8 protein-coding genes are annotated in these 12,904 nt (G+C 33.7%); 3 read left to right on the top strand and 5 right to left on the bottom strand.

All coding sequences use genetic code 11. The annotated features are described in order from the left end of the window. Nucleotides 1-100: 100 nt before the first annotated feature. Together LG45_RS05655 and LG45_RS05650 are read right to left on the bottom strand one after the other, a co-directional pair. On the bottom strand, nucleotides 101-1,591 hold the full coding sequence (locus LG45_RS05655; RefSeq protein WP_035125226.1) for a hypothetical protein: 1,491 nt from the start codon (nucleotides 1,589-1,591) through the stop codon (nucleotides 101-103). Nucleotides 1,592-1,795: 204 nt separating this feature from the next. After that, a complete protein-coding gene (locus LG45_RS05650) occupies nucleotides 1,796-3,028 on the bottom strand; it encodes a metallophosphoesterase (RefSeq protein WP_035125224.1) in 1,233 nt (410 codons plus the stop codon). A gap of 147 nt (nucleotides 3,029-3,175) precedes the next feature. Between LG45_RS05650 and polA the strand changes: the two genes are divergently transcribed. From polA to LG45_RS05630, 3 genes are all read left to right on the top strand, one after another. Further along, a complete protein-coding gene (gene polA / locus LG45_RS05645) occupies nucleotides 3,176-6,037 on the top strand; it encodes a DNA polymerase I (protein ID WP_035125221.1) in 2,862 nt (953 codons plus the stop codon). A gap of 428 nt (nucleotides 6,038-6,465) precedes the next feature. Next, nucleotides 6,466-6,861: a hypothetical protein gene (locus LG45_RS05635; RefSeq protein WP_035125215.1), complete on the top strand. Its 396-nt coding sequence runs from the start codon at nucleotides 6,466-6,468 to the stop codon at nucleotides 6,859-6,861. Nucleotides 6,862-6,869: 8 nt separating this feature from the next. Beyond that, nucleotides 6,870-7,607: a nicotinamide mononucleotide transporter family protein gene (locus tag LG45_RS05630; RefSeq protein ID WP_035125213.1), complete on the top strand. Its 738-nt coding sequence runs from the start codon at nucleotides 6,870-6,872 to the stop codon at nucleotides 7,605-7,607. A gap of 3 nt (nucleotides 7,608-7,610) precedes the next feature. On the opposite strand, the gene LG45_RS05625 is transcribed toward LG45_RS05630, so the two are convergent. The 3 genes from LG45_RS05625 to ahcY all read right to left on the bottom strand — a co-directional run bounded on the left by LG45_RS05625 (nucleotide 7,611) and on the right by ahcY (nucleotide 12,754). Then, nucleotides 7,611-10,244 (bottom strand): DUF5916 domain-containing protein, encoded by a 2,634-nt coding sequence (locus LG45_RS05625; protein WP_035125201.1) that lies wholly within the window; start codon nucleotides 10,242-10,244, stop codon nucleotides 7,611-7,613. A 562-nt stretch (nucleotides 10,245-10,806) separates the two neighbouring features. Beyond that, nucleotides 10,807-11,184: a hypothetical protein gene (locus tag LG45_RS05620; protein WP_035125199.1), complete on the bottom strand. Its 378-nt coding sequence runs from the start codon at nucleotides 11,182-11,184 to the stop codon at nucleotides 10,807-10,809. 253 nt (nucleotides 11,185-11,437) lie between these two features. After that, on the bottom strand, nucleotides 11,438-12,754 hold the full coding sequence (gene ahcY, locus LG45_RS05615) for an adenosylhomocysteinase (RefSeq protein ID WP_035125197.1): 1,317 nt from the start codon (nucleotides 12,752-12,754) through the stop codon (nucleotides 11,438-11,440). Nucleotides 12,755-12,904 lie beyond the last annotated feature (150 nt).

The raw sequence follows: 12,904 nt of genomic DNA, 5'->3' as shown, positions 1-12,904 counted from the left end.
TGAAAATTGTAGTAAAATAAATATAGTTCGATGATTATAAAATTAAAAAAACGCATTCTTTAATTACAAATAATGCGTTTCAATTAATCATTTACTTTTTTTATTTAAGAGATAGATTGTAGGAAAGAGTTGAGATAGTTATTCTATTTCCAGATCCAACTCTTCTTAAAAACAGCTCTACTGATTCTCCTTCTGCTAAAGTAATAGTTCCACTAATTGGAAAAGCTTGAACAAATCCACTATTCGTATCTATATAAGTTTCTGTTTCTGGCAATGGTGTCGTTACTGAACCATTAGCGGAAATTTTCGCAAAGAAAAATACATAATCAGTATTTGTTGAACCAACGTTTTCCTGAAATGATAAAGAAGCGTTTGCTTGAAATGCTCTGGTTTTCTTACCTTTATACGTTAGCCTACCAGTTGTTGTTGATTCAAATCTAAACAAATTCGTAGTTGAAGTTGAAGTAGTTTGTACTTTATAGTTTGTACCCAAAACTGTTGCTATAGTACTAACACCTGTTAAAGAAGATTTATATAAATTTCCCGTTGACGTCGCATCTGCTTCTACTGGAATTCCGGCACAGCGAACGGTCCAACTATTGTTAAAGTTATATCCCGAATAAGTTGCTGGAGAATATCCTTTTACATACTTACCTGTACTTAAAGTTCCTGTAAATACAACAGTTTCCATAACAGCGTCACCAGTAATTGAAAGACCAGCCGTAGAAACATCTACACCAATTGCCGTTCCATTAACTTCACAGAAACCACCTTGCTTTTGAATCAAGGAAAAAGTACCAGTATATTTTTCAAATGTTCCTGCGTTATTTCCAAACCACGCAGTATTACTTAGCAATAATCTAGTAATGTTATTGTAAGTAATTCCAGTTGTATTTCCAGAATACTGAACAATGGCAAAAAACACTAATCCAAAACCACTAATTGATCCAACATTGCTACAATTAGCAATAATGCAATCTCTAACAAGAAAGTTTTCTGTATTTGCTCCGCTTAATGTAAAAACATTTCCGCTTGGAACAGAAATAGTAATGTTTTTTATAGTTCCTCCAGTGGCACCCACAAATAAATTTCCCGATCTAGATAAAACATCCTCATTAGCATCCAATCCAACCAAATAAGCATTATTTAAATCAATTGGCAAATCTACAAGTATCGTTCCATTAATTTCATAATAAGTATTAGCATCTAAAAGATATTTAGTATTACTTCCAGCTGTTTTTTCTGCTGCCAAAACGGTCGCTAATACATCTGTCGATTTTATTCTTTTAAATTTTAATCTTCCATTAACTTCGCTATTAATTCTTACCCAAGTACTGGTTGCAGTGTTGTAGTGATAAAATGATTTTAAAGTTACATCATAAACAATTAAACCATCTGCTGGAGATGCAATTGCATTTCGCTCTGTAGTGGTCATTCTTGGCGTTAAAAATCCTTTAGTAGTAGAACTTACATCCATCATCGAACTTGTATCTGGAGTGACAGTTCCAATTCCAACTTGTGCCTGAGAATTAAAGACACACAAAAGCAGTAAAGTTGTCCAAAAAGACAACCCAAAAGTAATTTTTTTCATAATAATAAATTTGCTTGTGGGGTTTGGGCAACTATTTAAACAAACTTAATTTTATTTCTACACATCAAATATTTTTATGTAGTTAAAAAGCATAAAAACTCGATAAAATGTAAAATATTGAAGTATTAACAAGAATAAAACTATATAAAAGTATTATACTATTTTTCTTATGAAAAAAATTATGAGATTCACAAAAACAAAAAATTAGGCTGTAACAGGACCTTTTTTAAGTTCAATAACGGTAATTTCTGGCATAATTCCAACTCTTCCAGGGAATGCATGAAATCCGAAACCTCTATTTACGTAGATGTATTTACCAAGGTTTTCATATAGTCCAGCCCATTGTTTGTAGACATATTCTACTGGACTCCATTTGATAATTCCTGGAATTTCAATTCCAAATTGAAATCCATGTGTATGTCCAGAAAGTGTTAAATGGAAATTTTTTGGATGATCTTTCACTTCAGCATCCCAATGACTTGGATCATGACTCATTAAGATTTTGAAATCTTCTTTATTCAAATCTGCCGCAGCTTTATTTAAATCGCCAACTTTCTTGAATTTAACACCCCAATTTTCTACACCAACGATAGCAATCTCGTCGTTTCCTTTTTTAATCTTGGTGTTCTCATTCAACATCAATTTGAAATCTATTTGTCGATGTAAATCTTTTATGTCTTCAAAATTTTTATTCTTTGCTACTTCCGATTTCCAATCTACATATTCACCATAATCATGATTTCCTAAAACAGAAAATTTACCAAACTCGTGATTTTTAATGTTTTTAAAAGTTTCAATCCAAGGATGCATTTCGGTAGCATGGGTATTTACAATGTCACCAGTAAACAATAACAAATCAGATTCTTGTTCATTAATTAAATCTACTGCATAACTTATCTTTTCAGGATTGTCGAAACTACCACTGTGAATGTCTGATATTTGAGTTATTTTAAAACCATCGAATGCATCAGGTAAATCTGGGAAAAATAAGGTTTGTCTTAAAACTTTAAAATTGTATTTTCCAACGGTCATACCGTATATCATTGAAAGAAAAGGAACAGCAGCAATTCCTAAAGCAACCTGACTCACAAAACGTCTTCTCTCTGGCAAAAAACTATCAGTATCATACTTTGCATAATAATTCTTAGTTCCAACTATCAATCTAAGTATATCTTCAAGAAGCATAAGTAAAGTAATAAGCATTTTAGGAACCAAGACCAATAACAAAACTCCAATGGTCATCATGAACATTTGCGTTTGACCTACGCCTCTGTCAAATTTTGAAAAACCATAGAAAATAAATACTACTGCAGCAAATGAAATTACAATGTACAAAAGCTGAACCCATCTAACTTTAGTAAATGTTTTTACAGCTTGAAAAGCATAAATCTCAATGATTGAAATTAGTATTAGTAAGATAATCCAGCGAAAAGCCATTTTTTGAAAATTTTTAACAAATTAACGAAGAAACTGAAAGCAAACGGCAGTTGTTAAATATTATTTAACATTGGTTTAAATTCTACAGAAAAACAAATAGTATTTTTTGAAACTTTCTCTATTTTTACACTTTATAAAAACTACTTTATGTCAACTCAAAAACGCCTTTACCTTCTAGACGCCTACGCATTAATATTTCGCGGTTATTTTGCCTTTATAAAAAACCCAAGAATCAATTCGAAAGGAATGGATACTTCAGCCATTATGGGATTTATGAATGCCTTGATGGATGTTATCAAACGTGAAAAACCCGATCATTTAGCAGTGGCTTTTGACAAAGGCGGAAGCACGTATCGTTACGAAATGTACCAAGAATATAAAGCGCATCGTGACGAAACGCCAGAAGCTATAAAAATTGCTGTCCCTTATATACAAGAATTGCTGAAAGCAATGCACATTCCAATAATTGAAGTGGCAGGATTTGAGGCAGATGATCTAATTGGAACATTAGCAAAACAAGCCGAAAAAGAAGATTTCAAAGTATTCATGGTTACGCCAGATAAAGATTTTGCACAATTGGTTTCCGAAAACATTTTCATGTACAAACCAGCTCGAATGGGTAACGACATCGAAATTTGGGGAATTCCAGAAGTTTTAGAAAAATTTGAAATTACCAATCCGTTACAAGTAATCGATTTCCTAGGAATGATGGGCGATGCAGCCGATAATATTCCGGGATTGCCTGGCGTTGGCGAAAAAACTGCGAAGAAATTCTTGGCAGAATACGGTTCGATGGAAAATCTTTTGGCAAATACACATCAACTAAAAGGTGCCATAAAAGATAAAATTGAAGCTAACGCCGAATTGGGATTGTTGTCTAAAAAACTAGCCACTATCCTACTCGATTGTCCAGTAACTTTCAATGCCGAAGATTTTGAACTTTCTAAACCTGATGTTGAAAAAACTGACGAATTGTTTCAAGAATTGGAATTCCGTCAAATGAAAGCGCAGTTTGACAAATATTTTGGAACTGGCAAAGAATACGATGAGATTGACACCAATGGTAATGGAACTTCAAGCGATACACCTCAACCAGCAAAAAAAGCTCCAGCAAAAAAATCCAACGAAGATCAATTTGATTTATTTGGTTTTTCTGATGAAGAAAATGATGATGTAAAACCAAATTCGTTCTACGCAACTTTGGAAAACACCAATCATAACTATACGATTATTCAAGGTGACTTGGGTACAAAATTATTTTTGCAAAATTTACAAAATCAAACTTCTGTATGTTTTGACACCGAAACTACAGGAATTGATGCCTTGAATGCCGAATTGGTTGGAATGTCATTTTCATGGCAAAAAGGCGAGGCTTTCTATGTTCCGTTTCCAGAAAATCAAGAAGAAGCACAAGTTTTAGTTGATAAATTCAAACCGTTTTTTGAAAATGAAAGCATCGAAAAAATTGGTCAGAATATAAAATACGATTTGAAAATTCTGTCGCATTACGGAGTTCAAATCAAAGGAAAATTATTCGATACCATGATTGCACATTATTTAATAAATCCTGATATGCGTCATAATATGGATGTTTTGAGTGAAACTTATTTAAAATATTCACCAAAATCAATTGAGGATTTAATTGGTAAAAAAGGTAAAAATCAAAAATCGATGCGCGATGTTTCTTTGGAAGAAATCAAAGAATACGCTGCCGAAGATGCCGATATTACGTATCAATTAAAGCAAAATTTCAGTCCGATTTTAGACAAAGCCGAAACCAAAAAGTTGTTTAACGAAATCGAAATTCCGCTAATTCCAGTTTTGGCTGCAATGGAATTGGAAGGAATCAATCTTGACGTTCCATTCTTGAAAGAAATGTCGGTAGAAATGGCAAAAGAAAGTTCAGAATTGGAACAAAAAATATACGAAACTGCTGGCGAGAAATTCAATTTGGCTTCACCGAAACAACTGGGCGACGTTTTATTTGACAAAATGAAAATTGGCGGTGCCAAACAAAAGAAAACCAAAACTGGTCAATACGCAACTGGCGAAGAGATTTTGAGCTATTTGGCGAATGACAATCCGATTGTGAAAGATATTCTCGACTGGCGTCAAATGGTGAAATTGCAAAGTACTTATATTGATGCGTTACCAAATCAAGTGGATAAAAAAACTGGTCGCGTTCATACCGATTATATGCAAACCGTTGCCGCAACTGGTCGTTTGAGTTCGAATAATCCTAACTTACAAAATATTCCAATTCGTACCGAACGTGGACGATTGATAAGAAAAGCATTTATCGCTCGTGATGAAAATTACACTTTAGTTTCTGCCGATTATTCTCAGATAGAACTTCGAATTATAGCAGCTTTATCTGGTGAAGAAAATATGATAAAAGCGTTTCAAAACAACGAAGATATTCACAGAAGTACGGCTGCAAAAGTGTTCAATGTTCCGTTAGAAGAAGTTACAAAAGAACAACGTAGCAATGCCAAAACTGTAAATTTCGGAATTATTTACGGAGTTTCTGCATTCGGACTTTCGAATCAAACATCGCTTTCCCGAAAAGAAAGTGCCGAGTTAATTGATGCGTATTATGCAACGTATCCAAAACTGAAATCGTACATGAGCAATCAAGTTGATTTTGCTAGAGAACATGGATATGTACAAACAGTTTTAGGAAGAAGACGTTATTTAAAAGACATCAATTCTGCCAATATGATGGTAAAAAGTGGCGCTGAACGAAATGCAGTAAATGCACCAATTCAAGGTTCGGCAGCTGATATTATCAAAATTGCGATGATTAATATTCACAAGAAATTGACTTCTGAAAATTGGAAATCGAAAATGTTATTGCAGGTTCACGACGAACTTGTATTTGACGTTCACAACTCTGAATTAGAAAAAATCAAACCAATGATTAAACACGAAATGGAAAACGCCTTTAAAATGGATGTTCCGTTGGATGTTGAAATTGGTGTTGGAAAAAATTGGTTGGAAGCGCATTAATCAGATTTCAGATTTCAGATTTCAGAAAAGTAATTCACACAAAGTTGTCATTCCGCAGGAATCGCATTAGTTAATGATATGAAGTATTTCATCTTTTTTATAAAATTCTCTTTTATCCTTCTAATTTCAATTTTTGTAATTGGAATAGTTTTCATGAATGTAACAGGAATAACTGGAATTAACAAAACTGTTGGTTGGGCCTGGGATATAACAAGCTATATAATTCCGCTTTCGATAATTTACTTTTCAACTTATCTAACTTTATATCTCTTAAAAATAAAAACAAATTTAATTTTTTCAATTTTAAGCATAGTGTTACTTTTGATTTGCTTCAAATTTTATAGTTTAATTTTCATATTATTTATATCTAGCATACTTTTATTTTTATCAAATTGTATCTATTCTATTTATTTGAAATTTAAGAAGAAATGACTGACGATTTCAAACCGCCAATAAAATCAAGAAGCACCGAAGATTTATTAAAAATTGTTGGCGCACCAAAAAAATGGAATCCTATTGCATTTAAACTTGCAGAAAATGAACTTTACAACAGAAAAGTTGATTCTAAAAAAATTGAACAAGCAAAATATTTAGAAAATAAAAGAGATCGAATTGAAACTTCTAAAATTGCCAATGAAAGCTTTAATTTTTTTAGTCTGGACCCTACAAACTTATTTATTAATTGGAGTGAGATTTTTATGTTCCTTTTTTCTTGGGAATATGAAAAAGATGGTTTTTTAAAAAAAGCAAGTATTCAAAGAAAGTATAGACCAATAATATTATTATTCATTTTAGTAATAATAATTTATACTTTTGTTTCTTAAAATAAAAAATGTCCAAACTCTCTCTTTCCAAAAAATCAATTCAAGTTATTAAGTCTATAACCAATAGTACTTATCTTGATTTTATTGGTTTGGCAATTGTAATTAGCGCTTCGATTGTTTTAGGATATCACAACACCGAATATAAATTTTCTTTTCAAGGAAAAAACTATGTTTTCTTTTTGGGTTACGTTTCCATTGTCAACACTGGATTGTCGATGATTGGAAATCGATTGGTTACTAAAAGAAATAACATAGGAAACTTTCTAGCTACTTGCAACACCTTCTTAAGTGGCACAATCGATTATTTACTTGGAAATATTGGTGCCATTTTAACTTATCCTGTAACTTTTATTGGAAATTATCTAGTTTTTAGAGCGTGGAAGAAAAGTACTATTTTACGTTCGATAGATTTTATTTTTTATCGAAATTTAATTCTTGGATTTGTCTTTTCGCTAGTTCTAAATTACATCGCTTTCAAATATCTTTCTGACAAACCTATTGACTGGAAATTATTTTTTGCAATTGCAATTCCTGCAGGATTAACCTTTGGCGGAACATTCAACACCGCAAGAATGTATCCAGACAACTGGTTTATGTGGCAGATTTATAATTTAACAAAGCTGATTCAAAATTTGCTACAAATGAATATTGCAAATTGTGCTAAATATATTTTCTACTTTTTCAACGCCATTATCGGATACATTACTTGGGATGATGATAAGAAAATCGAATCTAATTCTAAATAAAACCTACAATAAAAATCGATAAGTAGCTTTTATCAAAAAGATATTTTCTGGTTTTCTTCCTAATATTTGAGAATCTAGACTTGTGAATAAATCATCCTTCGGATTTCCTAAACCAGTTGTTCCTTGCGACCAAACTAAGAAAACTTCAGAACCCGGAATATACTCCCAACGCAGAACCAAATTAGATCGAAATTGTACATAAGCAAAATCAGGATTTCTTACGCTATAATCGGTTGATCCATTCGCATCTTCATCTACATCATATCGATCGTTTGTTTCATCAAATGCAATTTGATTAGAATTAAAAACCTCAATTCTATCACCGTAATATTTAGCAACAGGATTGGTTACTCTATTGAAATCTCTATATTTTCCACGAGAAATAAATGGTTCACCATAATACTGAATTGTCAAATTGGGATTGATACAATAATCCATTCGAATCGCAGCGCTTAAAGTTCGTTGATCGATATCGGCCATAATATATCTTGGTGTTGCTCCAAAATCGGTTTGCGTAACATATTGCGTTTTACTTTTATTGATAGTATACATTGGATACATCGAAATGGTAAATGCATTGATTGGCTGATAAGCGAAACCAGAAGAAAATTCGGTGTAAGAAAACGAATTGTCTTTTCCTTGAGAAACTACAATCCCAGCGTCAAATCTAATTTTCTTTCTAGAATCGGTAGAAACATTCAAGCTATTAATTACTTCTTCAGAATATCTAAATCGTGGTCCGCCTTGCAAAACCGTATTGGTGAAAATCTTCGGTTTATGAATAAGTTGATAATTCAAATACCAATTGTTTTTAAGATTGACATTTGAACTTAATGAATTTTGAGTTCGGTTGTGATTTCCGTCAAAATCGTAAGTGGTAAATTGCTCAAAACGAGCATTGATTCGTCTAAAATAACCAACAGGTTTCAGCGTTTGATAAGTTAGAATCCCTATCTGTTTAATATCATCTGCTTGACGCAAAAACCCAATATCGTTCAGTTCCAATTCTGGAGAACGCCAAGAGAAAAATCCGTAATAACGCCAGTTTCCTACACTGTTTTTTCCTATTTCTAATTTTCCTCCGGTTCCAGTTAGCGAAGTTCGGTTTTCATCCACTTCAACATGACCAGCATCAACACGTTGAAATAAATGTGTTAATTCTCGTTGCGTAATAGCAATTGCTTCTTTGCTTCCGTTAACTTGACTGGCAACCACATTTCCAAGAATATAATATTTTCTATTTTTCCAATTGTGCATAAAATCGAAACCTGCCGTGTAAGCCGACTTTCTTAAATAATTCAATTGATCGGCTTGTAAATTTCTATTGGTTGCAGTGAAAATCCCACCAAAATAACTGTTTCTGTTATTGAAATCTTTTTGCGCTCTACCAACAATATAATTGGTTAATGGTTCAACAAGTGCTTCTCTTCTACTCGTTCCGTCATCAATTTTGGCAAACTCTTTATCGGTGACACTTTCTAAAACACCAATTGACCAACCGTTTTTAGTTTTTCCGCTAAACTTTGCTGCACCAAGAATCGTGCTGTTGGTTGGTATATCAACATATTCGCCACCAGAAGTGTTCGGATAACCTTGCGGACTTCTACCAATTCGTCTAGAGTAAAATAAATTATCTTGACCATCGGCAAATTGATAGTTAAAAATGTTTTTATTTTCTACAAAAAACGGTCGTCGTTCTTGAAAAAATATCTGAAAACCATCAAGTGCAATCGCTCCTGGATCGGCATCAACCTGACCAAAATCGGGATTGATGGTTAAATCTAAAGTCAAGTCGTTGGTGATACCAATTTTCGCATCCAAACCTCCGGTGATTTTAGAATTACTTCCGTCTCTAAACGGATTTCCTTCTTCTTTTGGATACGTATCGAGTTGCGTAACAACAAACGGTTGAATTTCTAGTTGCTTTTGTGGCTGAATATCTACCAAACCACGAAGTTCACCAAATTCACTAACCCAACCTGGCGCATCACGTTTTACACGTTGCCAAACCGAGCGTTCTTCGGCACGAAAATACCTTCTGGTAGATTGCAAACCCCAAACTTGTTCTTTACTCGCACCAAATTTTAATTGGCTAAACGGAATCTTCACTTCGGCAGTCCAACCTTCTTCATCGACATTGGTTTTTACATACCAAATAGGGTTCCAGCTTCCATCCCAATTGTTTCCGTTGTCGGATATAAATTCGTCACCTTTTACTCCCGATGCCGATATTGTAAAGGAGAAACCTGTTCGCTTATCGTTGTAACTATCAATGTTGACTTCAACCCAATCGCCTTCAAATCCGTCACGTCTAGACAGTCGTTTTACAATTCCTTTTGGGTCTTTATCATAACATTTAAAGGCAAAATACAAGAAGCTTTTGTCATAAACAATTTTAAATTTTGTTTGTTCTGTTGGTGGTGTATTTTCGTCGGGTTCATTCTCAATATAGTCGGATGTCCAATCTACAATATCCCAAGAAGAATCGTTTAAAAGTCCATCAATTGTTGGCGCTTCGGTTTCATTTAAAAATTGTGTAGTGTAAACTCGTTTTTCAACAGTAGAATTCTCTTGAGCAAGAATCGGAATAAATAAGGACGAGAAAAATAATGTAATTAATGTGATTGATGATTTCATGATTGATGATTGTGATGATTGATTGAAATAATAGACACTTATTTTTAACAATTGTTACACTTTTAAAACACAAAATAAAAAAATTAACTTTCGACTGATTCAATTTCAAGAATTGCTAACCAAATAAATCTTCAAAATGGTGGTTTACCACGTTAGTATACGTGGTTGACCACGTTAGTATACGTGGTTGACCACGTTCCTAACTACGTTTACCACGTTAGTATACGTGGTTGACCACGTTCCTAACTACGTTTACCACGTTAGTATACGTGGTTGACCACGTTCCTAACTACGTTTACCACGTTGGTATACGTGGTTGACCACGTTCCTAACTACGTTTACCACGTTGGTGTACGTGGTCTACCACGTTCCGTACGTCGTTTACCACGTCATATGACGTGGTAAACGGAGTTCAAGACGTGGTCAACCACGGTTTTTGTGCATTTACGACAAATAAAAAACCCCAATTTCCTAAGAAATCGGGGTTTTGTAATACAACTGAAGTTTTCACACTTCCATCTTCCATCTTCACACTTCCATCTTCACACTTCCGTGCTTCTCCCTAATTAAAATACTTTTCAATATAAGCAACCATATTCTCATCACTCATTTTGTTAGAAGTACTTTCAGACGATTCAACGTTTTTGTACTGCGCAGTATCGGCCAAGAACTTAATGAATTGCTCTTGTATTTGTCCTGTTCCAGTAATGTGAATTTGATCTACATTAGGCATCACACTTGCAATCTCTTTAAAAAACTTCTGCGTTAAAGCAATCTCTTGATTGTTCTCTGCATTTTCACTCGTGTTTCTATCAGCACCACTATTTGTTACGTGATCTAGTACCACAAATTCTCCTGTATCAACATCTTCTCTTCCAATAATTGTAGCGTTATGCGTATCCATCCATACACCAAACTGTTTTTTGTTTTTTCCTGACATCTTTTTGATTTTTTATAGTTTGTTTAAAAGTATTATCTCAGAGAAAAATCCACATTTAAGGGTACCAATTTCTAGAGCTAATTACTATTGTAAAGTTCACGAAATCTCAGTAAAATAAGTTACACAATTCAATAATACTATTACACAATAAACACCTTCACAAAATGGTACACCAAACAAAAACCCCGACTTCAATTGAAATCGGGGTTTTATATTTTTGCTAATCACTAATCACTAATGACTAATCACTAAATTAGTATCTGTAATACTCAGGTTTAAATGGACCTTGAACTTCAACACCAATATATTCTGCTTGATCTTGACGTAACGTTTCTAGCTCAACTCCTAATTTTGCAAGGTGTAACATCGCTACTTTTTCATCTAAATGTTTTGGTAACATATAAACGTCGTTGTTATAAGCTGCACTGTTTTTCCATAACTCAATTTGAGCCAAAGTTTGATTTGTAAATGAGTTACTCATTACAAAACTTGGATGACCCGTTGCACAACCTAAGTTTACTAAACGACCTTCAGCAAGAATGATGATGTCTTTTTCAGCGATTGTATATTTATCAACTTGTGGTTTGATTTCAATTTTAGACGCACCATGATTAGAGTTTAACCAAGCCATGTCAATTTCGTTATCAAAGTGACCGATGTTACAAACAACCGTTTTATCTTTCATTTGCTCAAAGTGCGAACCAAGAACGATATCTTTATTTCCAGTTGTAGTAATAATAATATCAGCAGTTGCAATAACAGAGTTTAATTTTTTAACTTCAAATCCGTCCATTGCAGCTTGAAGCGCACAAATTGGGTCAATTTCAGTAACAGTTACAATAGAACCTGCACCTCTAAAAGAAGCAGCAGTTCCTTTTCCAACATCACCATATCCACAAACGATTACTCTTTTTCCAGCCAACATTAAGTCAGTTGCTCTTCTTACAGCATCAACCGCAGATTCTTTACAACCATATTTATTGTCAAATTTCGATTTAGTAACCGAATCATTAACGTTAATTGCAGGCATTGGTAAAGTTCCAGCTTTTACTCTTTCATACAAACGGTGAACACCAGTTGTAGTTTCTTCAGATAAACCTTTGATACCTTCAACCAAATGAGGATAACGGTCAATAACCATATTAGTTAAATCACCACCATCGTCAAGAATCATGTTCAATGGTTTTCTATCTTCACCAAAGAATAATGTTTGCTCAATACACCAGTCAAACGATTCCTCATCAAGACCTTTCCAAGCATAAACTTGGATACCAGCAGCAGCAATAGCAGCAGCAGCTTGATCTTGTGTAGAGAAAATGTTACAAGAAGACCAAGTAACCTCTGCACCAAGAGCAATTAAAGTTTCAATTAAAACCGCAGTCTGAATGGTCATGTGTAAACAACCAGCGATACGAGCACCTTTCAAGGGTTGTTCGTCTTTATATTCTGCTCTAAGAGCCATTAATCCTGGCATTTCAGCTTCGGCCAATTCAATTTCTTTTCTTCCCCAAGCTGCAAGCGAAATATCTTTCACTTTAAAAGCTACATAAGGCAAAGTTTGTGTACTCATCTATGTAAAAATTTGTGTTTATTAAATAATTTTTGCAAATTTACAACATAGGATTTGGATTTAATAATTTATTTCAAAAATTATGAAATGTTTACATTCTTAAGCTACTGAAAAACAATCGCATAATTGTCATTACGAGTGTGCGAAGTA

Source organism: Flavobacterium aquatile LMG 4008 = ATCC 11947, assembly GCF_000757385.1.
Lineage (GTDB): Bacteria > Bacteroidota > Bacteroidia > Flavobacteriales > Flavobacteriaceae > Flavobacterium > Flavobacterium aquatile.
Note: the sequence above shows the minus strand (reverse complement) of the source record. Positions and strands in the feature narration are given on the sequence as shown.

Excerpts from the sequence above, each read along its gene's own strand:
- LG45_RS05655 (WP_035125226.1), bottom strand. The coding sequence starts at position 1,591 with ATGAAAAAAATTACTTTTGGGTTGTCTTTTTGGACAACTTTACTGCTT.
- LG45_RS05650 (WP_035125224.1), bottom strand. The coding sequence starts at position 3,028 with ATGGCTTTTCGCTGGATTATCTTACTAATACTAATTTCAATCATTGAG.
- polA (WP_035125221.1), top strand. The coding sequence starts at position 3,176 with ATGTCAACTCAAAAACGCCTTTACCTTCTAGACGCCTACGCATTAATA.
- LG45_RS05635 (WP_035125215.1), top strand. The coding sequence starts at position 6,466 with ATGACTGACGATTTCAAACCGCCAATAAAATCAAGAAGCACCGAAGAT.
- LG45_RS05630 (WP_035125213.1), top strand. The coding sequence starts at position 6,870 with ATGTCCAAACTCTCTCTTTCCAAAAAATCAATTCAAGTTATTAAGTCT.
- LG45_RS05625 (WP_035125201.1), bottom strand. The coding sequence starts at position 10,244 with ATGAAATCATCAATCACATTAATTACATTATTTTTCTCGTCCTTATTT.
- LG45_RS05620 (WP_035125199.1), bottom strand. The coding sequence starts at position 11,184 with ATGTCAGGAAAAAACAAAAAACAGTTTGGTGTATGGATGGATACGCAT.
- ahcY (WP_035125197.1), bottom strand. The coding sequence starts at position 12,754 with ATGAGTACACAAACTTTGCCTTATGTAGCTTTTAAAGTGAAAGATATT.